General features: G+C 54.7%; 30 protein-coding genes and 1 other annotated feature. Of the genes, 9 read left to right on the top strand and 21 right to left on the bottom strand.

Annotated elements, in window-relative coordinates:
* Nucleotides 1-23: 23 nt before the first annotated feature.
* The 14 genes from selO to thrS all read right to left on the bottom strand — a co-directional run bounded on the left by selO (nt 24) and on the right by thrS (nt 12,659).
* The gene (gene selO / locus LLF79_RS13475; RefSeq protein WP_070532553.1) at nt 24-1,466 is read right to left on the bottom strand and encodes a protein adenylyltransferase SelO; all 1,443 of its coding nucleotides are present in this window, start codon (nt 1,464-1,466) and stop codon (nt 24-26) included.
* A gap of 61 nt (nt 1,467-1,527) precedes the next feature.
* A complete protein-coding gene (locus tag LLF79_RS13470) occupies nt 1,528-2,244 on the bottom strand; it encodes an EAL domain-containing protein (RefSeq protein ID WP_008500649.1) in 717 nt (238 codons plus the stop codon).
* A gap of 292 nt (nt 2,245-2,536) precedes the next feature.
* Nucleotides 2,537-3,001 carry an NlpC/P60 family protein gene (locus LLF79_RS13465; protein ID WP_008500650.1) on the bottom strand — a complete coding sequence of 155 codons (465 nt, stop codon included), beginning with the start codon at nt 2,999-3,001 and terminating at the stop codon, nt 2,537-2,539.
* A 74-nt stretch (nt 3,002-3,075) separates the two neighbouring features.
* Nucleotides 3,076-3,831, bottom strand: a complete 756-nt coding sequence (btuD, locus tag LLF79_RS13460) for a vitamin B12 ABC transporter ATP-binding protein BtuD (RefSeq protein ID WP_008500651.1) — start codon at nt 3,829-3,831, stop codon at nt 3,076-3,078.
* Nucleotides 3,831-4,382, bottom strand: coding sequence for a glutathione peroxidase (locus tag LLF79_RS13455; RefSeq protein ID WP_021241087.1), 552 nt, complete (start codon nt 4,380-4,382; stop codon nt 3,831-3,833). Before LLF79_RS13455 ends, btuD begins: the two co-directional genes overlap by 1 nt.
* Nucleotides 4,383-4,404: 22 nt before the next feature.
* Nucleotides 4,405-5,385, bottom strand: a complete 981-nt coding sequence (gene btuC / locus LLF79_RS13450) for a vitamin B12 ABC transporter permease BtuC (protein WP_227879628.1) — start codon at nt 5,383-5,385, stop codon at nt 4,405-4,407.
* A gap of 103 nt (nt 5,386-5,488) precedes the next feature.
* A complete protein-coding gene (gene ihfA, locus LLF79_RS13445; protein WP_003857805.1) occupies nt 5,489-5,788 on the bottom strand; it encodes an integration host factor subunit alpha in 300 nt (99 codons plus the stop codon).
* Between the two features lie 4 nt (nt 5,789-5,792).
* Entirely contained in the window at nt 5,793-8,180 is a 2,388-nt protein-coding gene (gene pheT / locus LLF79_RS13440; RefSeq protein ID WP_227879627.1) for a phenylalanine--tRNA ligase subunit beta, read from the bottom strand.
* Nucleotides 8,181-8,195: 15 nt separating this feature from the next.
* Nucleotides 8,196-9,179 carry a phenylalanine--tRNA ligase subunit alpha gene (gene pheS, locus LLF79_RS13435; protein WP_021241084.1) on the bottom strand — a complete coding sequence of 328 codons (984 nt, stop codon included), beginning with the start codon at nt 9,177-9,179 and terminating at the stop codon, nt 8,196-8,198.
* A gap of 62 nt (nt 9,180-9,241) precedes the next feature.
* Nucleotides 9,242-9,366: a sequence feature (Phe leader region), on the bottom strand.
* Nucleotides 9,317-9,361: a pheST operon leader peptide PheM gene (gene pheM / locus LLF79_RS13430; RefSeq protein ID WP_001386830.1), complete on the bottom strand. Its 45-nt coding sequence runs from the start codon at nt 9,359-9,361 to the stop codon at nt 9,317-9,319. Its footprint overlaps the feature before it by 45 nt.
* A gap of 117 nt (nt 9,367-9,483) precedes the next feature.
* Nucleotides 9,484-9,840, bottom strand: a complete 357-nt coding sequence (gene rplT, locus LLF79_RS13425) for a 50S ribosomal protein L20 (RefSeq protein ID WP_000124850.1) — start codon at nt 9,838-9,840, stop codon at nt 9,484-9,486.
* 49 nt (nt 9,841-9,889) lie between these two features.
* Nucleotides 9,890-10,087 carry a 50S ribosomal protein L35 gene (gene rpmI, locus LLF79_RS13420; protein ID WP_001124225.1) on the bottom strand — a complete coding sequence of 66 codons (198 nt, stop codon included), beginning with the start codon at nt 10,085-10,087 and terminating at the stop codon, nt 9,890-9,892.
* Nucleotides 10,088-10,184: 97 nt separating this feature from the next.
* Nucleotides 10,185-10,727 carry a translation initiation factor IF-3 gene (gene infC / locus LLF79_RS13415; RefSeq protein ID WP_023616141.1) on the bottom strand — a complete coding sequence of 181 codons (543 nt, stop codon included), beginning with the start codon at nt 10,725-10,727 and terminating at the stop codon, nt 10,185-10,187.
* Nucleotides 10,728-10,730: 3 nt separating this feature from the next.
* Entirely contained in the window at nt 10,731-12,659 is a 1,929-nt protein-coding gene (gene thrS / locus LLF79_RS13410; protein ID WP_227879626.1) for a threonine--tRNA ligase, read from the bottom strand.
* 216 nt (nt 12,660-12,875) lie between these two features.
* Here thrS and yncL point away from each other — a divergent pair, with 216 nt between their 5' ends.
* Complete coding sequence (gene yncL, locus LLF79_RS26975; protein ID WP_309240697.1) at nt 12,876-13,076, top strand: stress response membrane protein YncL; 201 nt, start codon at nt 12,876-12,878, stop codon at nt 13,074-13,076.
* A 98-nt stretch (nt 13,077-13,174) separates the two neighbouring features.
* Nucleotides 13,175-13,282: a small membrane protein YniD gene (yniD, locus tag LLF79_RS13400; protein ID WP_008500658.1), complete on the top strand. Its 108-nt coding sequence runs from the start codon at nt 13,175-13,177 to the stop codon at nt 13,280-13,282.
* An 80-nt stretch (nt 13,283-13,362) separates the two neighbouring features.
* Here the strand turns inward: yniD and LLF79_RS13395 are convergent, their stop codons facing one another.
* Nucleotides 13,363-14,121, bottom strand: a complete 759-nt coding sequence (locus tag LLF79_RS13395) for a YdiY family protein (protein WP_021241081.1) — start codon at nt 14,119-14,121, stop codon at nt 13,363-13,365.
* Between the two features lie 295 nt (nt 14,122-14,416).
* Between LLF79_RS13395 and pfkB the strand changes: the two genes are divergently transcribed.
* The 3 genes from pfkB to LLF79_RS13380 all read left to right on the top strand — a co-directional run bounded on the left by pfkB (nt 14,417) and on the right by LLF79_RS13380 (nt 16,712).
* The gene (gene pfkB, locus LLF79_RS13390; protein ID WP_045336121.1) at nt 14,417-15,349 is read left to right on the top strand and encodes a 6-phosphofructokinase II; all 933 of its coding nucleotides are present in this window, start codon (nt 14,417-14,419) and stop codon (nt 15,347-15,349) included.
* 106 nt (nt 15,350-15,455) lie between these two features.
* Nucleotides 15,456-15,746, top strand: coding sequence for a type V toxin-antitoxin system endoribonuclease antitoxin GhoS (ghoS, locus tag LLF79_RS13385; protein ID WP_008500661.1), 291 nt, complete (start codon nt 15,456-15,458; stop codon nt 15,744-15,746).
* Nucleotides 15,747-15,851: 105 nt separating this feature from the next.
* Complete coding sequence (locus LLF79_RS13380; protein ID WP_008500662.1) at nt 15,852-16,712, top strand: fructosamine kinase family protein; 861 nt, start codon at nt 15,852-15,854, stop codon at nt 16,710-16,712.
* 36 nt (nt 16,713-16,748) lie between these two features.
* Here the strand turns inward: LLF79_RS13380 and LLF79_RS13375 are convergent, their stop codons facing one another.
* Entirely contained in the window at nt 16,749-17,285 is a 537-nt protein-coding gene (locus LLF79_RS13375) for a YniB family protein (protein WP_227879625.1), read from the bottom strand.
* 148 nt (nt 17,286-17,433) lie between these two features.
* On the opposite strand from LLF79_RS13375, the gene hxpB reads away from it, so the two are divergent.
* From hxpB to tcyP, 3 genes are all read left to right on the top strand, one after another.
* On the top strand, nt 17,434-18,105 hold the full coding sequence (gene hxpB, locus LLF79_RS13370; RefSeq protein ID WP_227879624.1) for a hexitol phosphatase HxpB: 672 nt from the start codon (nt 17,434-17,436) through the stop codon (nt 18,103-18,105).
* A gap of 101 nt (nt 18,106-18,206) precedes the next feature.
* On the top strand, nt 18,207-18,797 hold the full coding sequence (locus LLF79_RS13365) for a metal-dependent hydrolase (RefSeq protein ID WP_014883483.1): 591 nt from the start codon (nt 18,207-18,209) through the stop codon (nt 18,795-18,797).
* A 127-nt stretch (nt 18,798-18,924) separates the two neighbouring features.
* Entirely contained in the window at nt 18,925-20,316 is a 1,392-nt protein-coding gene (gene tcyP / locus LLF79_RS13360; RefSeq protein WP_227879623.1) for a cystine/sulfocysteine:cation symporter, read from the top strand.
* Between the two features lie 48 nt (nt 20,317-20,364).
* On the opposite strand, the gene cedA is transcribed toward tcyP, so the two are convergent.
* Entirely contained in the window at nt 20,365-20,640 is a 276-nt protein-coding gene (cedA, locus tag LLF79_RS13355; protein WP_191091794.1) for a cell division activator CedA, read from the bottom strand.
* Nucleotides 20,641-20,807: 167 nt separating this feature from the next.
* On the opposite strand from cedA, the gene katE reads away from it, so the two are divergent.
* Nucleotides 20,808-23,057 (top strand): catalase HPII, encoded by a 2,250-nt coding sequence (katE, locus tag LLF79_RS13350; RefSeq protein ID WP_227879622.1) that lies wholly within the window; start codon nt 20,808-20,810, stop codon nt 23,055-23,057.
* Nucleotides 23,058-23,151: 94 nt separating this feature from the next.
* On the opposite strand, the gene chbG is transcribed toward katE, so the two are convergent.
* From chbG to chbA, 4 genes are all read right to left on the bottom strand, one after another.
* Entirely contained in the window at nt 23,152-23,901 is a 750-nt protein-coding gene (chbG, locus tag LLF79_RS13345) for a chitin disaccharide deacetylase (protein ID WP_021241074.1), read from the bottom strand.
* Nucleotides 23,902-23,912: 11 nt separating this feature from the next.
* Nucleotides 23,913-25,268, bottom strand: coding sequence for a 6-phospho-beta-glucosidase (locus LLF79_RS13340; protein WP_227879621.1), 1,356 nt, complete (start codon nt 25,266-25,268; stop codon nt 23,913-23,915).
* 109 nt (nt 25,269-25,377) lie between these two features.
* On the bottom strand, nt 25,378-26,196 hold the full coding sequence (chbR, locus tag LLF79_RS13335) for a transcriptional regulator ChbR (protein ID WP_008500673.1): 819 nt from the start codon (nt 26,194-26,196) through the stop codon (nt 25,378-25,380).
* Between the two features lie 29 nt (nt 26,197-26,225).
* Nucleotides 26,226-26,573, bottom strand: a complete 348-nt coding sequence (gene chbA, locus LLF79_RS13330; RefSeq protein ID WP_021241072.1) for a PTS N,N'-diacetylchitobiose transporter subunit IIA — start codon at nt 26,571-26,573, stop codon at nt 26,226-26,228.
* Between the last annotated feature and the right edge of the window lie 41 nt (nt 26,574-26,614).

The following is a 26,614-nucleotide window of genomic DNA, read 5'->3' as shown; positions in this document are numbered from 1 at the left end:
ATGACGCCGACTCCGGCCAGATACTAGCTTGAGCAACTGACCTCCAGCCGCTTGCCCCACTCAGGCGGGCGGCTGACGTAATCATCATCCCGGTCGGCAAACGGCGTGCGCAACGCCACGTGCAGACGGTGTAACTCGTCGTACTCGCCCTGCTCGGCCTGCTCAATCGCCCGCTGCGCCAGCCAGTTGCGCAACACCATCGCAGGGTTCGTAGCGTTCATCTGCGCCTGGCGGGTCGCATCATCCACCTGCTCCTGCTGCAGCCGCGCGCGGTACGATGCAAACCAGTCGTCAAACGCCTGTCTGTCAATAAACTCATCGCGCAGCGGCGAGGCGGCACTGTGCTGCTCCGTCTGGCCCAGCATCCGGAAGGTGCGCGTGTAATCGCTGCCCTCGCGCGCCATCAGAGCAAACAGGCCATTGAGGATGTCGTTATCGCCCTTCTCCTGCGTGACTAGCCCCAGCTTGTTGCGCATCAGCGAGCCATACTCTCGCAGTAAGATCGCCTGATAGCTGTCGAGCGCATCATTCAGGGCATCAACGTCGATGAACGGCGACAGGGTTTGCGCAAGCCGCTGCAGGTTCCACAGGCCCACCGCGGGCTGATTGTCAAAACTGTAGCGCCCCTGATAGTCGGAGTGGTTACAGATGTACCCTGGCTGATAATCATCCAGGAAACCAAACGGACCGTAGTCAAAGGTCAACCCGAGAAGCGACATGTTGTCCGTATTCATCACGCCATGGGCAAAACCTACCGTTTGCCAGCGGGCAATCAGGGCTGCGGTACGGGCCACCACGTCCCTGAACCAGAGAACGTATTTATCCGCGTCGTCCTGCAAATGCGCCCAGTGGTGACGAATGGCAAAGTCAGCCAGCTGGCGCACCTTGTCCGGCTCGCGGCGATAGTAAAAGTGCTCAAAATGACCGAAGCGCAGATGGCTTTGCGCAATGCGCATCAGCATTGCGCCCTTTTCCACGGTTTCGCGCGCAACCGGCGTGTCGCTGGTCACGATCGACAGCGCACGGGTGGTGGGGATACCGAGGGCATGCATCGCTTCGGAGCCCAGGCATTCGCGAATCGTTGAACGCAGAACCGCACGCCCGTCGCCCATCCGCGAATAGGGCGTCAGGCCCGCACCTTTCAGGTGCCAGTCAACCGTCTCCCCGTTGGGAAGCTGTTGTTCACCGAGCAGGATCCCCCTGCCGTCGCCCAGTTGCCCAGCCCAGACGCCAAACTGATGCCCGCTATAGACCTGAGCAAGGGGTTGCATACCGGCGAGCAGCGTTTCGCCTCCCCAGACGCCAGCGCTCCCTGAACGCTGAAACAGCTCAGGCGGAATGGCCAGCTCTTCTGCCAGCCGATCGTTATGCCAGATAAGGCGTGAATTTTGTAACGGTGTGGGTTTGAGTGCAGTATAAAATCCCGGCAACTCGTCATGCCAGTGAGCAGTAAAAGACAGGGTCATAAGTCCTCCTGCTTTTAGTGTAGAGGGTTTACCCGGACTTAAACACGGGCGAAAGCAAGGGTTATCGCTGCTGAACCAGCGTAGTGACGTGTTCCGCCGAGACGGCAGGCCAGAGTGTTCCCTGCATGGCGCCAAAATTAAAGGACAACACGCGCTGCAACAGACCGTGGTCGTCAATGCCCGAGACAATCACAGACTGGCAGTGCGGCGTGATTTGCCAGAGGATGGCGCGCATAAATGGCTCAAAAGAGAGCTCTGAAGCACGCTGCTGAATGAAGCCTTTATCGAGAATAACCCGTTTAAATAATCCATCATACACCGCTTTGAGCGATGCAGCGCCTGCACCAAAGTTTGCCAGCACCAATGGGAAATGGATTGCCATTCTCGCCAGCTGAAGATCGTCCTTTCCGTTATTTAAACCTGGATAATTCTCATTAACAGTAAACTCAAGAAACGGATAACGCTCAAGAATTGAAACAGCGTTTCCATTACTTAATAAAAATTCAACTATTGCAGGTGTAATATTGATCCATGCAATTAACTGATGCTGAATAAAAAACAGTTTGCAGGTATCAAGCAATTGCAGTTTTTCGTTAAACAGCGCTAACTCTTCAGCCGCTGAAAGTCGTGGGATAACAAGCTCAGTGGGGATCCGCACATCGCTGTCGACGCCAGTAAAGTTAACCAGAATTTCTAAACCTTTAAGCTCCCCTGCGCTATTACGGGCAGGCAAAAGCAGCAGTTCAGACTGGTAAGCATTATCTAGCGTAATTATCATTGCACTCGCCCCGCATTAAAGATGAGAGAGGACATCCTGGAGCAATTGCCGACACAATTCCACTGTCTTGATTTTAATAAGATTAATTTCATTAGTTCCGTATTAATTTTCAGATTTTTCCCTGAATCTAAAATAATCTTATCCTGGTTGCAAAATAATAGCCAGTTTTAGATAAAACAGATACATGAGGGATTCGCTAATTTTAGGTAAATTTAACTTTAATCATCTTATTTGAGAAAAAACGGCATGTTATTCGCTACCATGCCGTCATAAGAGAGGTATACGACGAAGATTATATACGTCGTGCCTGCCAGAAATTTTTACGCCAGTAAACATTATCAAGAGAAGAGCGCATCACGCCGCGGCTCGTCGAGGCGTGAATGAACTGGTTGTCAGTATCATAAATGCCCACATGAAGTCCGCTTTCCCCCGATCCGGTTTTGAAGAAAACCAGGTCCCCGGGCAGGAGGTCGTCTTTATCAATTTCCGTGCCGATTTCTGCCTGTTTACGCGTTTCACGCGGCAGCTGTAAATCAAACTTGTCGCGAAACGTCATCAGAACGAAGCCGGAGCAATCTACACCGCCACGGCTCATGCCGCCGTAGCGATAAGGCGTGCCGCGCCAGTTGCTCAGCTGATCGTTGAGGCTGGCAATGACGGTGATCGAATCTGAAAGCCGTGGGTTAGGCGGCGGTGCACGATGGCTACTGCATCCCGCAAGAAAAAGTGCGGCCATCAGGAGAAACCAGAATCGCATTTTCAGACGAATCCTCTGCTTTTTTTGTTCTTTTCGTAATTTAGCGTGCAATTGTGCTCACAGGCAAGAAACGCTTACTCCTGCCCGGTCGAAATCAGCATCTTATGGCCCTCAATATCCAGCCTGCGGAACGACATGTTGTACGCGCGGGCAAGATTGGGCGGCGTAAGAACCTGATCCCGCGTACCGCTGGCGATCATCTTCCCCTGCGACAGCAGCCACACCCGGTGGGCATGACGCAAGGTGTGGTTGAGGTCATGACTGCTCATCACCACGGCGATGCCTTTTCGGCTGAGCGCACTTAGCAGGGTATCCAGGGCCGCCTGCTGCGCCACATCCAGACCGCTCATCGGTTCATCGAGAAGCAGCATCCGCCCATGAGGATTACCGGCCGGGTGGATCTGAACAATGACAGCCGCCAGACGCACCCGCTGCCATTCGCCGCCGGATAGCTGGCTGACATGCCGGGAGAGTTTATCCTCCAGCCCCAGCGCCGCGGCCACGTCCGTCAGCAGTGCCGTAGAATGTTTGTCGTGCAAATGCAGCATCAGATAGTGCCAGACCGGCATCGCAAAGGGGGGGACCTGCTGCTGCACGAGATAGCTGCGCCGATGCGCCAGCGAGACCGGCGACCACTCGGCCAGCGTATGCTCCAGCAACATTATCTGCCCTTCTCCGGCAGTCATGCCTGCCATCCGTGCCAGCAGCGTGCTCTTTCCTGCGCCGTTTGGCCCGACAAGATGCAGGATTTCTCCCGCATTGACGGCGCCGGTTATCGGCTCCAGACGTCCCTTCTCGGCAACGTCCGTGAGCTGCATCAGCAGCGACATTATTTCGCCAGCGCCAGCTTGATCGATTCCATGACGATCGGATCTTCAGGGGTCATATCCGGTGAAAAACGCTGTACGACCTGGCCGTCGCGACCTATCAGGAATTTTTCAAAGTTCCACAGAATATCGTCCGGATAAAGCGGCGCGCGGCCTTTGCTGGCCATGCGTTCATAAAAACCGCTGCCTTCCGGCGCGACGGCTTTGGGTGCGGCAGCGATCAGCTTCGCATACAGCGGGTGGCGGTCTTCACCGTTGACATCGATTTTGCTGAACAGCGGGAACGTTACGCCGTAGGTAGTGCTGCAGAAGGTTTTAATCTCCTCTTCGCTGCCCGGCTCCTGCCCCAGGAACTGGTTGCAGGGGAAGCCCAGCACGGTAAAACCGTCTTTCTCCCAGGCCTTCTGAATGTTTTCCAGCTGCTCGTACTGCGGCGTCAGGCCGCATTTGGATGCCACGTTGACGATCAGCAACACATTGCCTTTGTAGCCTTCCAGCGTGGTTTTATCGCCATCAATGGTGGTCACTTCAGTATTCAGGATATCTGACTGCATAGCATTTCCTCAGGTTGTCGATTTAACGTCCAGCTTTTAATAGTAGCCAGATAAAGACCGGCGCGCCCAGCGTGGCGGTCACCACGCCAATGGGCAGCTCTGCGGCCGTCAGGGCAAGCCTGGCGATGATGTCGGCCACCAGCAGCGTGACGGCCCCGGCAACCGCCGAGGCCGGAAGCAAGGTTCGATGGTCCGTGATTCCGCACAGTCGGAGCATATGCGGAATCACCAGACCGATAAAGCCAATCGCGCCCGCCAGAGCCACGCTGACGCCGACCAGCCAGCCAATGGCGATGACCAGCACATTACGCCAGAACCCAATCGGCATGCCCAGCTGGCGGGCTGAGGTTTCACCCAGCGCGAGCATATTCAACGGCTGCGCCTGCAGGGCAGCCCACACGATGACCGGCACCAGCAGCGCCATCAGCCAGCCCTGCTGCCAGTCGACGCCGCCAAAGCCGCCCATCATCCAGTACATGAGCTGCCGAAGGTCAAAAGAGGTCGAGAAGTAGACCGCCCAGGTCATCAGCGCGCTACAGATGATCCCCAGCGCCACGCCGGCAAGCAGCAGACGGCTGGTCGATAAGTGCCGTCTGGCAAAACGAAGAAGGATGAGCGTTATCAGTAATGCGCCAAGGATCGCGCTCAGGCTAATGCTCCAGCCGGAGAGTTCTCCTCCGCCCAGCATCACCGCTGCAATCAGCCCCACGCCCGCACCGTTAGACACGCCGAGCAGCCCGGGCTCCGCCAGAGGATTCTCAAACAACGCCTGCATAATGGTGCCGCACAGCGCCAGCGCGGCCCCCACCAGCATCACCGCGACGGTACGCGGCAGACGAATTTGCCAGACGAAGAGCTGTCCGTCAGGCCCCCACCAGCTTGCGGGCCCTATCCACCGGTCACCGGTGCAGAGGCTAACGCCTGCGGCGACAATGAGCAGCAGCACCAGAATAAGCAGGTGACGCCGATCGGAACGGTGCTGGAGATGGACATAATCAAGCATGTTTACGGTTTTCGTAGCGAGAGATGTAATTGATTTTACGGCGGGTTTGCCTGAGAGCGCAAAGAAAAAAGGCCGCGTGGGCGGCCTTTTTAGTTAGTTCATATTACTCTGCTTTGGGCGTTGCGTTTTCGACACGGCTTTTTAACTTCTGGCCGGGTCTGAAGGTCACCACGCGGCGGGCTGTAATGGGAATATCTTCCCCCGTCTTCGGGTTGCGGCCCGGACGTTGGTTTTTATCTCGCAAATCAAAATTGCCAAAGCCGGAGAGTTTTACCTGCTCACCATTTTCCAGAGCACGACGGATCTCTTCGAAAAACAGCTCTACCAGCTCTTTGGCATCCCGTTTGCTAAGCCCAAGCTTATCAAACAGATATTCTGACATTTCAGCTTTTGTAAGCGCCATAGGTTCAATCCCTCAATGATGCCTGGAATCGCTCTTTTAATGCCTCTACACATTTGGCGACGGTAGCGGCAATCTCCTCTTCTTCGAGTGTACGGCTGGTATCCTGAAGGATCAGGCTGATAGCCAGGCTCTTAAAGCCCTCTGCTACGCCCTTGCCGCGGTACACGTCAAATAAGTTTACGCCAACTACCTGATTTACGCCAACTTTCTTACATTCGGCCAAAATATCTGCTGCGGGCACATTTTCCGCGACCACAACCGCGATATCACGGCGGTTTGCCGGGAAGCGGGAGACGTCCTGAGCCTGAGGAATCACGCGGTCTGCCACCGGGTTCCATTCCAGCTCAAACACGATGGTACGGCCATTCAGGTCCAGTTTACGCTCCAGCTCAGGGTGAACAACCCCAATAAAACCAATGCGTTTGCCGTCTAAATAGAGGGCAGCGCTCTGGCCTGGATGCAGGGCCGGGATGGCTTCTGCGCGGAATTCAATTTCAGATAATTTACCGGTCAGATCCAGAATCGCTTCCAGATCGCCCTTCATATCGTAGAAATCAACCGTGCCTTTTGCCAGGTCCCAGTGTTCTTCATAACGGTTACCGCTGATGGCGCCAGCCAGCATGAGATCCTGACGGATGCCTAAATTTGCCTGATTATCCGGTACAAAGCGCAAACCGCTTTCGAAAATTCGCACGCGGTTTTGCTGGCGATTCTGGTTATAAACGATAGTGCCCAGCAGGCCCGTCCACAGGGACAGACGCATCGCGGACATTTCGCTGGAGATTGGGCTTGGCAGGATCAGCGCTTCCTGACCCGGGTGGATCAGCTGCTGCAGCTTTGGATCAACAAAGCTGTAGGTGATCACTTCCTGATAGCCTTTGTCGTTCAGCATGGTTTTTACACGCTTCAGGGACAGGTCGGCTTCACGGTGGGTGCCCATCACCAGACCTGCCTGTACCGGCTCGTCAGGGATGTTGTTGTAGCCATAAACACGGGCCACTTCTTCCACCAGATCTTCTTCAATTTCCATGTCGAAACGCCATGACGGCGCAACGGCTTTCCACTCGTCCTGGCCTTCGGTTACGTCGCAACCCAGACGCTTCAGAATATCGGTCACCTGCGCGTCGGCAACGCGGTGCCCAATCAGGCGATCCAGCTTGCTGCGACGCAGGGTGATGGTCGCACGCTTCGGCAGCGTGGCTTCGTTGGTGACGTCGATAACCGGGCCCGCTTCGCCGCCGCAGATGTCGATCAGCAGGCGAGTCGCACGCTCCATCGCTTTGTATTGCAGCGCAGGATCCACGCCGCGCTCGTAGCGGTGGGACGCATCGGTGTGCAGGCCGTGACGGCGTGCGCGACCGGTGATGGAAAGCGGGCTGAAGAACGCGCACTCCAGCAGGACGTTTTGCGTTTCGTCGTTGACGCCCGAATGCTCGCCTCCGAAGATACCGCCCATTGCCAGCGCTTTGCTGTGGTCAGCAATCACCAGGGTGTCGGCGTTCAGTTTCGCTTCGGTGCCGTCCAGCAGAACCAGGGTTTCGCCCTCTTTCGCCATGCGCACCACAATACCGCCTTCAATACGATCTTTATCGAAGGCGTGCATTGGCTGGCCCAGTTCCAGCAGAACGTAGTTAGTCACGTCAACCACGGCGTCGATAGAGCGGATACCGCAGCGGCGCAGCTTCTCTTTCATCCACAGCGGGGTTGGCGCTTTCACATTGATGCCTTTCACCACGCGACCGAGATAGCGCGGGCAGGCATCCGCAGCGTCAACCTGGATAGGCAGCACGTCACTGATGGTCGCTTCAACCGGGACGATCTCCGGCGCGTTCAGCTCGGTCTGGTTCAGCACGGCAACGTCGCGCGCCACGCCGATGATCCCTAAGCAGTCAGCACGGTTTGGCGTGACGCTGATTTCGATGGTGTTGTCATCAAGCTTCAGGTATTCGCGGATGTCGGTGCCGATTGGCGCATCCAGCGGCAGCTCAATGATGCCGTTGTGATCGTCGGAAATACCCAGCTCGGAGAAGGAACACAGCATGCCTTCAGACGGCTCGCCGCGCAGCTTAGCCGCTTTGATTTTGAAATCGCCCGGCAGTACCGCACCGACGGTCGCCACGGCCACTTTCAGCCCCTGGCGGCAGTTTGGCGCACCGCAGACGATATCCAGTAGACGGTCGCCGCCTACGTTTACTTTTGTTACGCGCAGTTTGTCCGCGTTAGGGTGCTGGCCGCACTCTACCACTTCGCCGACGACCACGCCGTTGAAGGCACCGGAAACCGGCTCAACGCCGTCCACTTCCAGACCCGCCATGGTAATCTGATTAGAAAGCGCGTCGCTGTCCAGCGTGGTGTTCACCCACTCGCGTAACCACAGTTCACTGAATTTCATTGTTCTGTCCTGCCCTTATTTAAACTGTTTGAGGAAACGCAGATCGTTTTCGAAGAATGCACGTAAGTCGGTGACGCCATAGCGCAGCATGGTCAGACGCTCCATGCCCATACCGAAGGCGAAGCCGGAGTAAACTTCCGGATCGATACCCACGTTGCGAAGGACGTTTGGATGCACCATGCCGCAGCCCAGCACTTCCAGCCATTTGCCGTTTTTGCCCATCACGTCAACTTCCGCAGACGGTTCGGTGAACGGGAAGTAGGACGGACGGAAACGAACCTGCAGATCTTCCTCAAAGAAGTTGTTCAGGAAATCGTGCAACGTGCCTTTCAGGTTGGTGAAGCTGATGTTTTTATCAACAATCAGACCTTCCATCTGGTGGAACATTGGGGTGTGGGTCTGATCGTAGTCGTTACGATAGACGCGGCCCGGCGCGATAATACGGATTGGCGGTGCCTGATCCTTCATGGTACGGATCTGAACGCCGGAGGTCTGGGTACGCAGCAGACGCGTCGCGTCGAACCAGAAAGTGTCGTGGTCAGCGCGTGCCGGATGATGGCCAGGAATGTTCAGAGCATCGAAGTTGTGGTAATCATCTTCAATTTCCGGGCCAGTCGCCACGGTAAAGCCGAGCTCACCGAAGAAACTTTCAATGCGATCGATGGTGCGGGTAACCGGGTGCAGACCGCCGTTCTCGATGCGGCGACCCGGCAGAGAAACGTCGATCGTCTCTGCGGCCAGACGCGCATTCAGCACCGCGCTTTCCAGCTCGGCTTTGCGTGCGTTCAGCGCCTGCTGTACCTGCTCTTTGGCTTCGTTAATCACCGCCCCCGCTGCCGGGCGCTCTTCTGGCGGCAGCTCACGCAGGGTTGTCATTTGAAGGGTCAGGTGCCCTTTCTTCCCAAGATATTCGACGCGGACATTGTCTAACGCGGCAACATCTGAGGCCTGATTAATGGCGGCTGTTGCACTGGCAACCAGCTCTGCGAGATGTGACATGATTTTCCTCATTATGTCGGTGCAGACACCGATTTGGTGGAGTTATTCTCTCAAATTCAGGCACAAAAAAAGCCTCCATCGGGAGGCTTATCTGGCGCTGTTTTTCGTTTCATCTTTCACGCGCTAGCCTCCTGAAGTCAGGTGCTAAAGTAAAAGAAGAAGCGGAAAATAGCAGCATTCATGCTTGCGTTACCTTGTTGGGTAAAAACCGTTGAGACCTTATTGAAAAGCCTGCACGGGTAAATGTCAATCTTCTTACAGGGTTATATGAAAAGAGGGAGCCAGGCCCCCTCTCTCAACTGGCTTATGCCAGTGCTGCTTTCGCTTTTTCGACCAGAGCGGTGAACGCTACTTTGTCGAATACTGCGATGTCAGCCAGGATCTTACGGTCGATTTCAACAGAGGCTTTTTTCAGGCCGTTGATGAATTTGCTGTAAGAAATACCGTTCTGACGTGCTGCTGCGTTGATACGCGCAATCCACAGTTGACGGAACTGACGCTTACGCTGACGACGGTCACGGTAAGCGTACTGACCTGCTTTGATAACAGCCTGGAAGGCAACGCGGTATACGCGTGAACGCGCACCGTAGTAGCCTTTAGCTTGTTTCAAAATTTTCTTGTGACGTGCACGTGCAATTACACCACGTTTTACGCGAGCCATGTGTGCTCTCCTGTATCTATTCTAAGTTAAAAAAGTTAAACGAAACGACTTATGCGTACGGCAGGCACGCGATGACCAGGCCCAGATCGCCTTTAGAAACCATGGCTTTTGGACGCAGGTGACGTTTACGCTTGGTAGCTTTCTTAGTCAGAATGTGACGCAGGTTAGCGTGCTTGTGCTTAAAACCACCTTTACCGGTTTTTTTGAAGCGCTTAGCAGCACCGCGTACGGTCTTAATTTTTGGCATTTTAATAACTTCCACTTCGCATTGTTAAATAAACGAAACATAGGCGAACAAAACCTATGAAACCCGAAGGCTCCACAGATTTTGCTGCTTGAAGGCCTTACTGTTTCTTCTTAGGAGCGAGCACCATGATCATCTGGCGGCCTTCGATCTTCGTAGGGAAGGATTCGACTACTGCCAGTTCACTCAGATCGTCACGGACGCGGTTAAGCACTTCCATACCAATCTGTTGGTGGGCCATCTCACGACCGCGGAAACGCAGTGTGATCTTGGCCTTATCGCCATCTTCCAGAAAGCGAATCAGGCTGCGGAGTTTTACCTGATAATCGCCATCGTCGGTACCAGGACGGAATTTGATTTCCTTAACCTGGATAACTTTTTGCTTCTTCTTCTGTTCCTTAGAAGACTTACTCTTTTCATAAAGGAACTTGCCGTAGTCCATGATACGACAAACTGGCGGTTCGGCGTTAGGGCTGATTTCAACTAAATCTACTCCAGCTTCTTCAGCCTTTTCGATTGCTTCTCTCAGACTCACAATCCCCAGCTGCTCGCCTTCCAGACCTGTTAAGCGAACTTCCTGGGCGCGAATCTCGCCATTGATACGATTCGGACGTGCCGTTTGAACTCGTTTTCCGCCTTTAATACCTTATTCCTCCAGTTGTTGAAGACTGCGGCTGCGAATCTCTTGTTGCAGCTTCTCAATCACTTCACTTACGTCCAGGCTGCCCAGGTCTTTACCACGGCGGGTGCGAACGGCAACTTTGCCTGCTTCCACCTCTTTATCACCACAGACCAACATATACGGGACACGACGTAAAGTGTGCTCGCGGATTTTAAAGCCAATCTTCTCATTTCTCAAGTCTGCTTTTACGCGAATGCCCGCATTTTGTAGTTTCTGCGTCAATTCTTTAACGTAATCTGCCTGAGAATCGGTAATGTTCATCACCACCACCTGCACCGGCGCAAGCCAGGTTGGGAAGAAGCCGGCGAACTCTTCGGTCAGGATGCCGATGAAGCGCTCCAGAGAACCGAGAATGGCGCGGTGAATCATTACCGGCACCTGACGCTCGTTGTCTTCGCCAACATAAGAGGCGCTTAAACGCTGCGGCAGGGAGAAGTCCAGCTGTACAGTACCGCACTGCCATGCGCGATCGAGGCAGTCATACAGGGTAAATTCAATTTTCGGACCGTAGAATGCGCCCTCGCCCAGCTGGTATTCGAACGGAATGCCGTTCTCTTCCAGCGCCACGGCGAGATCCGCTTCTGCGCGATCCCAGGTCTCATCGCTACCGATACGTTTTTCCGGACGCGTTGAGAGTTTGACCACGATCTTCTCGAAGCCAAAGGTGCTGTACATATCGTAGACCATACGAATACAGGCGTTAACTTCATCACGGACCTGATCTTCGGTACAGAAGATATGCGCATCATCCTGCGTAAAGCCACGCACGCGCATCAGACCGTGCAGCGCACCTGATGGCTCGTTACGGTGGCAGCTACCGAACTCCGCCATACGCAGCGGCAGGTCACGGTAGGATTTCAGACCCTGATTGAAGATCTGAACGTGGCCCGGGCAGTTCATTGGCTTGATGCAGTATTCACGGTTCTCAGAGGAGGTGGTGAACATCGCATCCTTGTAGTTGTCCCAGTGGCCGGTTTTTTCCCACAGCACACGGTCCATCATGAACGGGCCTTTCACTTCCTGATACTGGTACTCTTTCAGCTTGGAGCGTACGAAGGTTTCCAGTTCACGGAAGATGGTCCAGCCGTCGTTATGCCAGAACACCATACCCGGCGCTTCTTCCTGCATGTGGTACAGGTCAAGCTGCTTGCCGATTTTACGGTGGTCACGCTTCGCCGCCTCTTCCAGGCGCAGCAGGTACGCGTTCAGGGCTTTTTTATCGGCCCATGCGGTACCATAGATACGCTGCAACATCTTGTTGTTGCTGTCGCCACGCCAGTAGGCGCCTGCGATCTTCATCAGCTTAAAGTGATGACAGAAGCGCATGTTCGGCACGTGCGGTCCACGGCACATGTCGACGTATTCTTCGTGATGGTACAAACCAGGCTTGTCATCATGCGAAATGTTTTCGTCAAGAATCGAGACCTTATAGCTCTCGCCGCGCTTCACGAAGGTTTCACGCGCTTCGTGCCAGCTGACTTTCTTCTTGATGACGTCATAGTTCGTTTCGGCGAGCTCGTGCATACGTTTTTCGAGCGCGTCGATATCTTCCTGAGTCAGGGTATGGTCAAGGTCAACGTCGTAGTAGAAACCATTATCGATAACCGGACCGACCGCCATTTTGGTGTTTGGCCACAACTGTTTGATGGCATGGCCCAACAGGTGCGCGCAGGAGTGACGAATGATCTCCAGACCTTCTTCATCTTTTGCGGTGATGATGGCCAGCGTCGCATCGTTTTCGATCAGATCGGAGGCATCCACCAGCTCACCGTTGACACGGCCGGCGATGGTCGCTTTCGCGAGACCAGGACCGATGTCCAGGGCAACATCCATTGGGCTAACAGCGCGGTCGAAATGGCGTTGGCTGCCATCAGGAAGAGTAATTACAGGCATTTTATATCCTTATTTGCAGTGATGCCCCACACATAAGAGCATATACAAAGAAAATAATCGTGATTTGACAATAGATTACGACACCATCTGACCAACAATCGTCAAATTGGTTCGTCATCATTCACCTGCCGGAAAATCAGACAACGCCGGATATACGGCAAGCCTTGCAATGTTAACACTAACAAAAGGGAGATTGCACCCTCTGCTGGCAGATTGATGTGCTGGCACTTTCACATGAATTTGCAGGTTGCATATTCCCGGCGCTCGCAATTTAGAAATGCAGAGCTACTCTTGAACAGGTCTTTAAACCCAAAGGTGCATACCATGAACGTATCCAGTAGAACGGTTGTGATATTGAACATCCTTTCCGCCACAGGTTTATTGTTGATTCTCGCCGAACGATTCCACTGGTTCTGAACCGCCCCCTACGCTGGCATAACCCAATCGTTCCTGCGAAGGGGCATATTCAGGCCCTGTTTGGTAGACTGTGGATATCAACGAACAAGGATTAGGTTATGCCAACAAAACGATTTGCCGTAAAACACTGGAAAATGGTGCTGGTGCTGATTGCCATCTGCGGCGCAATGCTGTTACTCCGTTGGGCGGCGATGATTTGGGGTTAGGGGCGAGTACAGCTCATCAGAAGGGACGTCACAAGATCAGAGAGAATAAACGGGCCGACATTATCATCGGCCCGTCTTTATTACATTCTATAACCCAGTGAAACCGTGGTTCTGCGGTCGGTATGATCCGGTGCAGACTCTGGTGGTGAAGAGTTCCAGGTCACGTTGTAGGCGACTTTCAGACCAAAGTGTTCGTTGATGGCCACGTTGAGCGCCGTCTCAGAGTTCAGCGTCGTGTCGTCGGCACCAAATACAGAAACACCCTGTGTAAATTTGGTGTTATCAGTCATCTGCCAGGCATAGGTACCAGAAGCGTAACCGAGCGGTTGGGTTTTGGTATCGCCATTGGTGTACTCGTCATAACGCACACCTGGACCGAATTCAAAACGGAGGCTGTGTACCGGACCGTTCAGGAACTGACGACCATAACCCGCGGTGAACACGTCACGCTGGCGATAACCGTTGTAACGGTCGGTTAACCAGCTTGCCTGACCAAACAGGTAGTCATAGTCGGTCATGTTGTAACGGCTACGTCCGCCTACCGCATATTTCTCGGAAGAGCGTTCGTCATTAGCGGACGTATTGCTGGCATTACCCCACAGAGACCAGGCGGTGGTATTACCGTACCAGGTAAGCGTACTGTCCGCCGTCAGAGAAGAGCTTTTGGTGTTACCGGATTGTGCCAGGTACCCCGCGTTCAGGTTACCTTCAAACGGTTTTTTCGCGGTGGAGGGATCGTCCATGACAGTAAAAACGGAATCATCGGCGGTCGCGTTCATAGCCGCAAACACGCCACCCGCCAGCATCAGTGCAGCGGGCACTGTCTTTAAAAGCTTCATTTTATTAAGGAGTCCGTACAACAAAAAAAGAGACCACACGGTCCCGGAATCTTTCTTGAGGATCAATGACAAGGCGTCCAGAGAAAGGTAACAAATTATAAAAAGCCGCAAATAACATAGCAATGTTTTCTTATTTCATTTTTTGAATAAGAACGATCCCAAAAAGCGTTTTATTTTATATGTCTCCGGCCTCACTTTTATTCACTATTCATATTTAAAATCATACTGTTATTTACATTGCCTTCCTGACAAATGGTGCCAGACTAAAAGGAACCCATGCTAAAAGGAGGTAATGATGGTTTCTATCTACACCCTGACGCTCTCCCCTTCCCTTGATTCCGCCACCCTGACGCCGCAGATTTATCCGGAAGGTAAATTGCGCTGTAGCGCCCCGGTCTTTGAGCCCGGCGGTGGCGGTATCAACGTGGCGCGCGCCATTACCCACCTCGGCGGCAAAGCCACGGCCATTTTCCCCGCAGGCGGTGCTACCGGTGAACACCTGGTCTCCCTGCTTGCAGATGAACAGGTGGCCGTAGAGACCGTCGAGGCGAAAGACTGGACGCGGCAAAACCTGCATGTTCACGTGGAATCCAGCGGCGAGCAGTACCGGTTTGTCATGCCGGGCGCGAAACTCACTGATGACGAGTTTCGTCAGCTTGAAGAGAAAGTGCTGACGATAGAAAGCGGCGCGCTGCTGGTGGTCAGCGGCAGCCTGCCGCCCGGCGTCAGCACGGAAAAATTAACCGCGCTGATTCAGGCGGCGCAGCAACGCGGTATCCGCTGCATCGTCGACAGCAGCGGCGAGGCCCTGCAAGCGGCCTTAGTGCCGGGCAATCTTGAACTGGTCAAACCCAACCAGAAAGAGTTAAGCGCGCTGGTCAACCGAGACTTGACGCAGCCTGACGATGTGCGCACCGCCGCGCAGGAGCTGGTACGCAGCGGCAAAGCGCGACGCGTGGTGGTTTCCCTCGGTCCGCAGGGGGCACTGGCCGTCGATGAAACGTCGTCCGTTCAGGTTGTTCCACCGCCGATGAAGAGCCAGAGCACGGTTGGCGCGGGTGACAGCATGGTGGGTGCGATGACGCTTAAACTGGCGCAGGGTGCGTCACTGCTGGAGATGACGCGCTACGGCGTGGCGGCGGGTAGCGCCGCCACCATCAACCAGGGCACGCGCCTCTGTTCGCTGGCCGATACGCAAAAAATCGTCGATTACCTGTCCCGAAATTAACGTCTGTTCCCCTTCATCTGCATGGAGGGGAACGTCATCCCCGAGTCGCCAAACGCAAACTATCGACTATGCTAAGAAAACTTCCATGATAACAATGAGGTGAATTATGAGCAGTGGTGACATCACTCGTTATGTCGTAACCGTCAACCTTCATGAGGCATCGCTTACCGAGCTAAATGAGCTCAACAATGCCTTTACCCGGGCTAATTTTCTCCTCACCCTGACGGATGACGAAGGCAATATTCATGATTTAGGCACCCTGGCATTTGGTCTGATCGGTGCCCTGAATAAAGAAGAGGTCCATGCGCTGGCCGCCAGCCTGGTGGAAAGTGTGACCGACAAGCCAGCCGAAATTGACGTCGACACCTGGGAAAGCTGGCAGAAAAAAGAACAATAAGTGCCCTGTATGAAATTAAACCGCTCAGGTGTGCGTTAGTTCGTATTTTTTTACCGCAATAATGCGCTAACTTTATGATCTGGCAGACAACATGGGAGAGTCAACATGTGGCAGGCTATCAGTCATCTTTTAAGTGAGCAGCTGGGTGAAGGTGAAATTGAACTGCGTAACGAACTGCCAGGCGGAGAGATCCACGCCGCGTGGCATTTACGCTACGCAGGGCGCGATCTCTTCGTAAAATGCGATGAACGCGAGCTGCTTCCGATATTTACCGCCGAAGCCGATCAGCTGGAGCTGTTGTCGCGCAGTAAAACGGTGACGGTCCCGCAGGTTCTGGCCGTCGGTAGCGACCGCGATTACAGTTTTCTGGTCATGGAATATCTCCCCGCCCGTCCGCTGGATGCCCATAACGCTTTCATTCTTGGCCAGCAGCTAGCGCGCCTCCATCAGTGGAGCGACCAGCCGCAGTTTGGCCTTGATTTTGACAACGATCTCTCCACCACGCCACAGCCCAATGCCTGGCAGCGTCGCTGGTCGACGTTTTTTGCCGAGCAGCGCATTGGCTGGCAGCTTGAGCTTGCCGCCGAGAAAGGGCTGGAGTTTGGCAATATTGATGCCATCGTCGAGCACGTGCAGCAGCGCCTGGCCTCCCACCAGCCTCAGGCGTCTCTGCTCCACGGTGATTTGTGGTCCGATAACTGCGCGCTGGGCCCCAACGGCCCCTATATCTTCGACCCGGCCTGCTACTGGGGCGACCGTGAGTGCGATCTTGCCATGCTGCCGCTGCATCCTGAACAACCGCCGCAAATATACGACGGATATCAGTCGGTTTCTCCCCTGCCGCCCGGCTTCCTCGATCGTCAACCGGTGTATCAGCTTTATACGCTGATGAACCGCGCCATACTTTTTGGTGGGGAACACCTGGTTAACGCCCAGCGGGCGCTTGAGCGCATGCTTGCCGCCTGAGACGCGAACGGGTGGCTTTGCCGCCACCCGTATCGGTTACAGAAAACCGAGCAGTGAGAAGAAGAAGTATCCTGCCACAATGATGATCACGGGAAGGATATAGAGCGGGAAAATTTGCAGGAAAATGGTGTGACGCGGCACAACAATGCGGGATTCAATCTGCTCCCGGCTCATGCCTTCCGGGCCTTTGGCCTGCTCCAGAATGAGCTGGTCCTCGACGCCCTCGCGTAAGAAGCGCGTTTGACGGCTCATTCGCGCGCCAGAGGCCTGCAGCGCCAGCGCAACAAAGATCAGGGCGTAGATCACCCAAAAGCCGATATTCAGCTGATGCTGAAAATCCGGGGTCGGTGAGTTAAACCAGAAGACATTCAAGAATGGCGTATTAAAACGCATCATCTCAATCATCACATGCGCAAAATCAAGCATAACCGCATTGATACCCGGCTGTTTTTCGCTGTGATCGTACATAAATTTGAGTATAGAAATCAGCGTAGAAATGACGGCAGGAATAAAAATCACCCAGCCAGCAATACGTTTTAAGACCGCAATGCGTCCAGCTTGTTGATACGTCATCAGTTCCTCTTCATAAAGACGCGTTATTTGTGCCTAAGTCTACCTGCTGGTCATCAATTTCGCCCGCTCTTTAAAAGCAATATGCTAAATTGCAGAGTGTGCTTAGCACTTATCGTCTGTCGAACACCCTGGATAAGGAGACGTTGTGATGTCGACACCGCGCCAAATTCTTGCCGCAATTTTTGACATGGATGGATTACTGATCGATTCTGAACCGTTGTGGGATCGCGCCGAACTGGAGGTCATGGCCAGCCTGGGCGTGGACATCAGCCGCCGTAATGAACTTCCCGATACGCTGGGCCTGCGCATCGATATGGTGGTTGACCTGTGGTTTGCCCAACAGCCGTGGGCTGGACCGGATCGTGATGAAGTAACCGCGCGCATTATCAGCCGCGCCATTTCGCTGGTAGAAGAGAACAAGCCGCTGCTGCCCGGCGTACGTGAGGCCGTCGCGCTGTGTAAAGCCCAGGGGCTCAAGGTCGGCCTGGCCTCGGCGTCACCGCTGCATATGCTGGAAAAAGTGCTCATCATGTTTGAACTGCGCGACAGTTTCGACGCGCTGGCGTCCGCTGAGAAATTGCCTTACAGCAAGCCGCACCCGCAGGTCTATCTGGACTGTGCCGCTAAGCTCGGCGTGGATCCCCTCAACTGCGTTGCGCTGGAAGATTCCGTTAACGGCATGATAGCGTCTAAAGCCGCGCGGATGCGCTCCATTGTGGTGCCTGCGGAAGAAGGCCGCCACGATCCCCGGTTTGCCCTTGCCGATGTGAAGCTGACTTCACTGGCAGAACTCACGGCGCATCACCTGCGGGGCGGTTAAGACCCTCCTGCAGTTTGTGACAAACAGTTACACCGTCACCTCTTCCGCCTACTGTATAAAAACCCTATACTGTATGAATTGACAGTTTTATGGGTTTTATCATGACGGCGGAAGGCCACCTGCTTTTTTCTATCGCGTGCGCAGTATTTGCCAAAAACGCTGAACTCACCCCCGTGCTGGCACAGGGGGACTGGTGGCATATCGTCCCTTCCGCCGTATTGACCTGTCTGCTGCCCGACATCGACCACCCCAAGTCCTTCCTCGGACAGCGCCTGAAGTGGGTATCGAAACCCATCGCCCGCGCGTTCGGCCACCGGGGGTTTACGCACAGCCTGCTGGCCGTGTTTGGCCTGCTGACGCTTTTCTATTTAAAAGTGCCCGAAAGCTGGATCGTCCCCGCCGATGCCATCCAGGGGATGGTGCTGGGCTATCTGAGCCATATTCTGGCCGATATGCTGACGCCCGCGGGCGTACCGCTGCTGTGGCCCTGCCGCTGGCGCTTCCGTTTTCCTATCCTGGCACCGCAGAAAGGGAACCAGCTTGAGCGCGTCTTGTGCATGGCGCTGTTTGCTTACGCCGTCTGGATGCCGCAAACGTTGCCCGAAAACAGTGCAGTCCGCTGGTCTTCCCAGATGATTAATTCGCTGCAATTTCAGTTCAATCGCTTTATTCACCACCAGATTGAACAGTAAACCAACAAAACTATCCCATTTGTCATAACCCATTCCATTTGGATATAAGCGCGACATCACACTTCTGCTAACCTTCCGCCAACAGGATCGGTAAAAACCGACCCGATAATAAATCAGGAGAACGGGGATGAATTTTCCACTCATCGCGAACGTCGTTGTGTTCGTTGTATTGCTATTGCTTCTCGCGCAGGCGCGCCATAAACAGTGGAGCCTCGCGAAAAAGGTGCTGGTTGGTCTGGCCATGGGTGTCGTATTTGGTCTGGCATTACAGGCTATTTATGGCTCCGATAATCCAGTACTGAAAGATTCCATTCAGTGGTTCAACATTGTCGGTAACGGCTATGTTCAGCTGCTGCAGATGATCGTTATGCCGCTGGTATTCGCCTCTATTCTGAGCGCCGTTGCCCGCCTGCATAACGCGACCCAGTTGGGAAAAATCAGTTTCCTGACCATTGGTACGCTACTGTTCACCACGCTGATTGCCGCGCTGGTGGGTGTGCTGGTCACTAACCTGTTTGGCCTGACCGCAGAAGGTCTGGTTCAGGGGACCGCTGAAACGGCGCGTCTGACCGCAATTCAGACCAACTATGTGGGTAAAGTGGCTGACCTGACCGTGCCGCAGATGGTGCTCTCCTTCATTCCGAAGAACCCGTTTGCTGACCTGACCGGTGCGAGCCCAACCTCCATCATCAGCGTGGTTATTTTCGCCGCGTTCCTGGGCGTGGCGGCGCTGAAGCTGCTGAAAGACGATGCGCCAAAAGGCGAACGCGTGCTGACCGCGATTGATACCCTGCAAAGCTGGGTGATGAAGCTGGTTCGTCTGGTTATGCAGCTCACCCCTTACGGCGTGCTGGCGCTGATGACCAAAGTGGTTGCCGGCTCTAACCTGCAGGACATCATTAAGCTGGGCAGCTTCGTTGTCGCCTCTTACCTGGGCCTTGGCATTATGTTCGTGGTGCACGGCATCCTGCTGGGCGTGAACGGCGTCAGCCCGCTGAAATACTTCCGTAAGGTCTGGCCGGTACTGACCTTTGCCTTCACCAGCCGTTCCAGCGCCGCGTCTATTCCGCTGAACGTTGAAGCACAGACTCGTCGTCTGGGCGTGCCTGAATCCATCGCCAGCTTCTCTGCCTCCTTTGGTGCCACCATTGGTCAGAACGGCTGTGCGGGTCTGTACCCGGCGATGCTGGCGGTAATGGTTGCTCCTACAGTCGGCATTAACCCGCTGGATCCGATCTGGATCGCCACGCTGGTCGGGATTGTCACCGTAAGCTCCGCAGGCGTTGCGGGCGTTGGCGGTGGCGCAACCTTCGCCGCGCTGATTGTGCTGCCTGCGCTGGGTCTGCCCGTGACGCTTGTCGCGCTGCTGATCTCCGTTGAGCCGCTGATCGACATGGGCCGTACCGCGCTGAACGTCAGCGGCTCCATGACCGCCGGTACGCTGACCAGCCAGTGGCTGAAGCAGACCGACAAAGCGATTCTGGAAAGTGAAGACGACGCCGAACTGGCGCATCGTTAATCGCTGTAGATATAAAAAAACCGCCAACAGGCGGTTTTTTTATATCTGTTATTCTTCAACCTCTTCATCCTGGCGGATCTGCATCGCCCACCGCTGTGCGGACTCCGGCACCGTAAAGGTGGGAGAGCGACGGAAATGCTCGCCGATTAGCACAAAGGCCACGTATTTCCCCCGTAACTGCCACACATCGCGAAAACCCTCCACTTTCAAGGCATGGTCTGGCGGCGCGGGCTCAACGCGGGGCACATAGCTAATAACCTGGCGGTTTTGTTGACGAAGAGGTTTCATAAGCGACGGATTCACTAAAGCAAATTCTTGAAGCAGGAAAATTCTATCATAGCCGATCCTGCTGCCTTCCGTCGCGCTCCGAGTGGGTGAGATGGCTCCTTTCGTTAATGATGGCCTGTGAAAACTCTTAGTTCGCGAGCCATCTCACGACATTGTTCTATCCTTAATAGGGTTTTTAGCAATGGATAAAGGAGAAGCGTGCAATGTCGAACAAAGATAAAACACATCAATCACCGATTCATGGCACTGAAGAATCTCAACCGGGCATGGACTCTCTCGCCCCTTCTGACGGCTCTCACCGCCCCTCGCCGGGCCCATCAGCCCCTGGCGAACAACCAACCGCGCCGGGAAGCATGAAATCGCCGGACACCGGAAACGAGAAGCTGAAATCGCTTGAGCCACACCGTAAAGGCGGCGAAGGTTTTGCGCTCACCACCAATCAGGGCGTGCGCATTGCTGACGATCAAAACTCCCTTCGCGCAGGCGCGCGCGGGCCAACCCTGCTGGAAGACTTCATTCTGCGGGAAAAAATTACCCATTTTGACCACGAGCGAATTCCGGAACGCATCGTTCACGCGCGCGGTTCTGCGGCGCACGGCTACTTCCAGCCCTATAAAAGCCTGAAAGCGATCACCAAAGCGGATTTCCTCTCCGACCCGGATAAAATCACGCCGGTCTTTGTGCGTTTCTCCACCGTGCAGGGTGGCGCAGGTTCGGCAGACACGGTGCGTGATATCCGCGGCTTTGCCACCAAGTTTTATACCGAAGAGGGCATTTTCGATCTGGTGGGCAATAACACCCCGGTGTTTTTCATTCAGGATGCGCATAAATTTCCTGACTTTGTCCATGCGGTAAAACCGGAGCCCCACTGGGCCATACCGCAGGGACAAAGTGCGCACGACACCTTCTGGGACTATGTCTCTCTGCAGCCTGAAACCTTGCACAACGTAATGTGGGCGATGTCAGACCGCGGGATCCCCCGCAGCTACCGCACCATGGAGGGGTTTGGCATCCATACCTTCCGAATGATCAACGCCGAGGGGAAAGCCACGTTTGTCCGTTTCCACTGGAAGCCGGTGGCGGGTAAAGCCTCACTGGTGTGGGACGAGGCGCAGAAGCTGACCGGGCGCGATCCGGACTTCCATCGCCGCGAGCTGTGGGAATCCATTGAAGCGGGCGACTTCCCGGAATACGAGCTGGGCCTGCAGCTCATCCCGGAAGAGGACGAATTTAAGTTCGATTTCGACCTTCTGGACCCGACGAAGCTGATCCCGGAAGAGCTGGTGCCGGTGCAGCTGGTGGGTAAAATGGTGCTCAACCGCAACCCGGATAACTTCTTTGCCGAAAACGAGCAGGCCGCGTTCCACCCGGGGCATATCGTGCCGGGGCTGGACTTCACCAACGATCCGCTCCTGCAGGGACGCCTGTTCTCCTATACCGATACGCAGATCAGCCGTCTTGGCGGGCCGAACTTCCACGAAATTCCGATTAACCGCCCAACCTGCCCGTACCACAACTTCCAGCGCGACGGGATGCACCGTCAGGATATTGATACCAACCCGGCGAACTATGAGCCGAACTCCATCAACGATAACTGGCCGCGTGAAACGCCTCCCGGACCGAAACGCGGTGGATTTGAATCCTATCAGGAGCGTATCGATGGCAATAAAATTCGCGAGCGCAGCCCCTCGTTCGGCGAGTATTACGCCCACCCTCGCCTGTTCTGGAACAGCCAGACGCCGATTGAGCAACAGCACATCATCGGCGGCTTCAGCTTTGAGCTGAGTAAAGTGGTGCGCACCTACATCCGCGAGCGCGTGGTCGATCAGCTGGCGCATATTGATGTTCAGCTTGCCCAGAGCGTCGCGGACAACCTGGGCATTACGCTGACCGACGAGCAGCGTAACCTTGCTCCGCCGAAAGAGGTTAACGACGTGAAGAAAGATCCGTCGCTGAGCCTGTATGCGGTGCCGGGCGGCTCGATTAAAGGCCGCGTGGTTGCCATTCTGCTGAACGACAAAACCCGCGCCAGCGACGTGCTGGGGATCATGCAGGCGCTAAAAACCCAGGGCGTGCATGCCAAACTGCTCTATTCCCGCATGGGTGAAGTGACGGCCGACGATGGTTCTGTGCTGCCGGTCGCGGCGACCTTTGCCGGTGCGCCATCGCTCACCGTCGATGCGGTGATTGTGCCGGGCGGAGATCTTGCCAGTCTGCTGACCAACGGCGACGCCGTCTATTATCTGCTGGAAGCCTATAAGCACCTGAAACCGATCGCGCTGTCCGGCGATGCGCGACAGTTTAAAGCGCAGCTGAAGGTGGCCGATCAGGGTGAGGACGGCATTGTCGAGGGCGATAACGTTGACGATGCCTTCATGACGAAGCTGTTTGATTTGCTCGCCGCGCACCGCGTCTGGTCACGCAGCTGTAAGATCGATCAGATTCCGGCGTAAAAAAAAGCCCGGTGGCGGCTTCGCCTTACCGGGCCTACAAGAGTTAGCAGGTCGTTCGTAGGCCGGGTAAGGCGAAGCCGCCACCCGGCAACTCTTACAGCTCCCTGAACGTCCCCAACCGATACCCGCGCTCGGCAATCGCATATTTCAGCGAGGCCGACGTCAGCACGTCCAGCTCCGCCAGCCGCGGCCAGCAGTAGGCGCTTTTACGCACGGTGTTATCGACAAAGGCAGGATGCGCCATCACTTCCACCGAGGTTTCTCCACGGGCAGCGGAATCATCCAGCACCTTCAGGAACAGCGCTTCGCTGATCTCTTCTCCGTAAAACGCGCTGCTGAACCCCTCAGTGGATGTAACAGCGCAGTCCGGCAATCCGTGCACCTCGCGATCCACGCGCATCGCCACGCCTTTGCGCTGCGCAAACCCGGCGACAACAGGGAAAATTGCCGGGATCATATGCACGTGGTGATGGCTGTCGATATGCGTCGGCGCCTGACCAAACACATCAACGAAGCGGTTGAACTGGCACTCCAGCTCGCGGGCAATCTCCTCGAGCGGTAGAGCACCCTGCTCCGCCCGTTCCCAAATCCATTTACCCAGCTGGCCGTCGCGCGTCAGGCCCGGCATTGGCGAAAGCGGCATCCCGAGCGTCAGCACAAAATGCATGCCGACGCCCAGCTCTGGCACCTCGCGGCTCAGCTGCGCCGCGTGTTCAACCGCCTCAGCGTTAACCAGGGCCGTTGTAGAGGTCACAACCCCCCGGCGACAGGCTTCAATAATGCCGTAGTTCTGACCTTTCGAGAGACCAAAATCATCAGCATTAACGATCAGCAGGTTTTCCATTGTGCGTCCTCTTATTGCTGTTTGAACTTCAGCTTCTCGATCGTGGCGGCAAAGTTCGGAAGCCATTTTTCATGCGCCAGGATCATCTCGCTGGCCAGCTGCTCCGCGTCACGGTCAGAATGCACCAGCGGGCTGAGGTTCAGGGCCAGCAGCACGTCATTGAGCTCCCCGCTAAGCGCCGCGTTGCTTGCTGCCACTTCAAAGCCTTTGATGGTATGAATCAGCCCCATGACCTTGTCATCGAAGTGGGTGATACGGGGATGCGGTTTAGCCCCCTCGCGCCCCAGGATGCAGGTCATTTCGACGGCCCAGTCAGCCGGAATATTGTCGACATGGCCGTGATGCGGGACGTTAACATAGTGCTCAGCCTGCTTGTCGTTGTAGATGGCGTTGATCACTTCGCACGCCGCATCGGAGTAGTAGGCCCCGCCGCGCTGCTCCAGCTCTTTCGGTTTGACGTTCAGGTTCGGGTCTTTATACAAATCGAACAGCTGCTTTTCGACCTTCTGAACGATCTGCGCACGCGCGCCGCCCTTATAATACTCGCCCATTTCAATGGCCAGCATCTCTTTCTGCTTGAAGTAATAAAGCAGGTACGAGCAAGGCAGCAGATTCAGCGAGCGGATCAGCCCTTCGCTGAACGGCAGGTCAAAGATGTTTTTCACCGATGCCGCCGTCAGACGACCGGAGGCCACGCCGTCGAGAAGCTCGGCAAAGCGCGATTCTCCGTTCACGATGACATCTTTAATAAACACCATGTGGTTCAGGCCGAACAGATCGATGGAGAGATCGTCGTTGTCGGTCAGCGCCAGCACGTCGCGGATGAACATCTTCATGCCGATCGGAATATTACAGACGCCGATAAAGCGCTTGAAGTTCGTATGACGATAGACCGCCTCGGTCACCATACCGGCCGGGTTGGTGAAGTTAATGACCCACGCGTTCGGGCAGATCTCCTGCACGTCTTTGACGATGTCGAAAATCACCGGGATGGTGCGCAGGCCTTTAAACAGGCCGCCCGCGCCGTTGGTCTCCTGCCCCAGATACCCGTGGCTCAGGGGAATACGCTCGTCCAGCTCACGCGCTTTCAGCTGGCCGACGCGCAGCTGGGTGGTGACGAAATCCGCATCTTTCAGCGCCAGACGACGATCGAGGGTTTTATGCACGGCCAGAGGCACGCCCGCTTTTTCCACCATGCGCTTGCACAGGTCGAAAATAATATTCAGCTTCTCCTGACCTTCCTCAACGTCCACCAGCCATAATTCGCTGACCGGTAATTCATGATAACGTTTCAGGAAACCTTCGAGTAATTCCGGGGTATAGCTGCTGCCGCCACCAATGGTTACGACTTTTAATTTCTTCTGCATAATATCTCCCTTAGCGTATCAGGTTAATCGCCTGCAAGGTATAGCGTGCTCTTCCCGCTATTTGGGCAAGCCATTAAAGCAATATTCGTGGCGGGTAATCCGCCGACAGTTAATTAATTACCGTCAAATTTTTCCGGTAACTGTTCGGTGTGAATGACGTCAATTTCTTAAAGGTTTTAATAAACAGGCTGGGGCTGCTGTATCCTGACTCGTATGCAATATCGGTGACAGAATAGTTGGTAATTTCCAGCTGTTTTTTAGCAAAATTAATGCGGATTTCATTAATAATTTGCACGGGCGTTTTACGGTAATAACGCTGCGTCGCGCGGGTCAGATATTCCTGGGATTTGCCCGACAGGGAGACCATATTTTCCAGCGCATTTTCGCTGAACTGGCTTTTATCGTGCATCAGCTCAACGGTGCTGCGCAGCCATTGCGGAATATCATCCGTCACCTGCTGCTCTTCACGATGATGGCGCAGCCGGTTCATCACGTAGAAGGTCACCGTTTCAATAAACTCATCAAATTCATTGTCGCGGAAGTTAAGCGAGGCGATAACCGTTTCAATCCAGGTCATGAACTCGTTTTTGACGCGATAAACCTGGGAGGCCACAAAGCAGAACGGCACCAGCGGCAGATAATGCTTCTCGAAGAAACGTCTGCTGACGCCCACATTCAGAATACGGGTGGCACCAAATTCGTAAAAGCTCTGGTGATAAGATCCCATCGGCAGGAAGACAAAATCCCCTCGTTCAAGCAGAACGCGCTTACCGTTGATCTCCTGGTAGTAGCGGCCGGTCAGAACAATCGTGAACTCGTAGTAGTCATGCTGATGCAGACCACTGGCGCTCTCCGTTTTGTTGTAGATAACCACGTGAAAATTTTTGCCATTAAACAGCTGCTGTTCAAGTGCGGTTTTAATTTCCATCGTGCTGACCTCCTGCTACTCAGTCTGACTTACTGCATCTTCTCGTGAAGCTCAATGAGCTCCGCCACCAGCTCGCGTGCCAGCATCGAGGTCATCAGGTGATCCTGCGCGTGGACCAGCACCAGGCTGACCTTCATCTTCCCTTCGCCCTGATCGCTTTCAATCAGCTTTGTCTGCACCAGGTGCGCTTCGTTCAGCGCCGTGCGGGACTGTTCCATCATGGTTTTCGCCGCGGCGAAATCCCCCTGCTTGGCCTGCTTCAGCGCGGCGTAGGCCAGGCTGCGGGCCTGCCCGGAGTTAATGATAAGCCCCATCACCACTTCTTCGAGATCGTTCTCGACGGCTTCGTCTGCGACAATATTATCCAAATCTAACATTTTTAAGCTCCTTGTGGCTGGCGCGGGTTTCCCCGCGCCGT

The sequence above is a fragment of the Enterobacter cloacae complex sp. 2021EL-01169 genome, from assembly GCF_020733125.1.
Taxonomy (GTDB): Bacteria; Pseudomonadota; Gammaproteobacteria; order Enterobacterales; family Enterobacteriaceae; genus Enterobacter; species Enterobacter roggenkampii.
The sequence above is the reverse complement of the archived record's forward strand: the minus strand, read 5'-3'. Positions and strand labels throughout refer to the sequence as shown.

Excerpts from the sequence above, each read along its gene's own strand:
- katE (WP_227879622.1), top strand. The coding sequence starts at position 20,808 with ATGTCGAACAAAGATAAAACACATCAATCACCGATTCATGGCACTGAA.
- pheT (WP_227879627.1), bottom strand. The coding sequence starts at position 8,180 with ATGAAATTCAGTGAACTGTGGTTACGCGAGTGGGTGAACACCACGCTG.
- rplT (WP_000124850.1), bottom strand. The coding sequence starts at position 9,840 with ATGGCTCGCGTAAAACGTGGTGTAATTGCACGTGCACGTCACAAGAAA.
- thrS (WP_227879626.1), bottom strand. The coding sequence starts at position 12,659 with ATGCCTGTAATTACTCTTCCTGATGGCAGCCAACGCCATTTCGACCGC.
- chbR (WP_008500673.1), bottom strand. The coding sequence starts at position 26,196 with ATGGAAATTAAAACCGCACTTGAACAGCAGCTGTTTAATGGCAAAAAT.
- LLF79_RS13340 (WP_227879621.1), bottom strand. The coding sequence starts at position 25,268 with ATGCAGAAGAAATTAAAAGTCGTAACCATTGGTGGCGGCAGCAGCTAT.
- ihfA (WP_003857805.1), bottom strand. The coding sequence starts at position 5,788 with ATGGCGCTTACAAAAGCTGAAATGTCAGAATATCTGTTTGATAAGCTT.
- chbG (WP_021241074.1), bottom strand. The coding sequence starts at position 23,901 with ATGGAAAACCTGCTGATCGTTAATGCTGATGATTTTGGTCTCTCGAAA.
- yncL (WP_309240697.1), top strand. The coding sequence starts at position 12,876 with ATGTGCTGGCACTTTCACATGAATTTGCAGGTTGCATATTCCCGGCGC.
- ghoS (WP_008500661.1), top strand. The coding sequence starts at position 15,456 with ATGAGCAGTGGTGACATCACTCGTTATGTCGTAACCGTCAACCTTCAT.
- pfkB (WP_045336121.1), top strand. The coding sequence starts at position 14,417 with ATGGTTTCTATCTACACCCTGACGCTCTCCCCTTCCCTTGATTCCGCC.
- rpmI (WP_001124225.1), bottom strand. The coding sequence starts at position 10,087 with ATGCCAAAAATTAAGACCGTACGCGGTGCTGCTAAGCGCTTCAAAAAA.
- pheS (WP_021241084.1), bottom strand. The coding sequence starts at position 9,179 with ATGTCACATCTCGCAGAGCTGGTTGCCAGTGCAACAGCCGCCATTAAT.
- yniD (WP_008500658.1), top strand. The coding sequence starts at position 13,175 with ATGCCAACAAAACGATTTGCCGTAAAACACTGGAAAATGGTGCTGGTG.
- btuC (WP_227879628.1), bottom strand. The coding sequence starts at position 5,385 with ATGCTTGATTATGTCCATCTCCAGCACCGTTCCGATCGGCGTCACCTG.
- LLF79_RS13365 (WP_014883483.1), top strand. The coding sequence starts at position 18,207 with ATGACGGCGGAAGGCCACCTGCTTTTTTCTATCGCGTGCGCAGTATTT.
- chbA (WP_021241072.1), bottom strand. The coding sequence starts at position 26,573 with ATGTTAGATTTGGATAATATTGTCGCAGACGAAGCCGTCGAGAACGAT.
- selO (WP_070532553.1), bottom strand. The coding sequence starts at position 1,466 with ATGACCCTGTCTTTTACTGCTCACTGGCATGACGAGTTGCCGGGATTT.
- LLF79_RS13375 (WP_227879625.1), bottom strand. The coding sequence starts at position 17,285 with ATGACGTATCAACAAGCTGGACGCATTGCGGTCTTAAAACGTATTGCT.
- btuD (WP_008500651.1), bottom strand. The coding sequence starts at position 3,831 with ATGTCGCTGCTGATGCAGCTCACGGACGTTGCCGAGAAGGGACGTCTG.
- LLF79_RS13470 (WP_008500649.1), bottom strand. The coding sequence starts at position 2,244 with ATGATAATTACGCTAGATAATGCTTACCAGTCTGAACTGCTGCTTTTG.
- LLF79_RS13465 (WP_008500650.1), bottom strand. The coding sequence starts at position 3,001 with ATGCGATTCTGGTTTCTCCTGATGGCCGCACTTTTTCTTGCGGGATGC.
- hxpB (WP_227879624.1), top strand. The coding sequence starts at position 17,434 with ATGTCGACACCGCGCCAAATTCTTGCCGCAATTTTTGACATGGATGGA.
- LLF79_RS13380 (WP_008500662.1), top strand. The coding sequence starts at position 15,852 with ATGTGGCAGGCTATCAGTCATCTTTTAAGTGAGCAGCTGGGTGAAGGT.
- LLF79_RS13455 (WP_021241087.1), bottom strand. The coding sequence starts at position 4,382 with ATGCAGTCAGATATCCTGAATACTGAAGTGACCACCATTGATGGCGAT.
- LLF79_RS13395 (WP_021241081.1), bottom strand. The coding sequence starts at position 14,121 with ATGAAGCTTTTAAAGACAGTGCCCGCTGCACTGATGCTGGCGGGTGGC.
- tcyP (WP_227879623.1), top strand. The coding sequence starts at position 18,925 with ATGAATTTTCCACTCATCGCGAACGTCGTTGTGTTCGTTGTATTGCTA.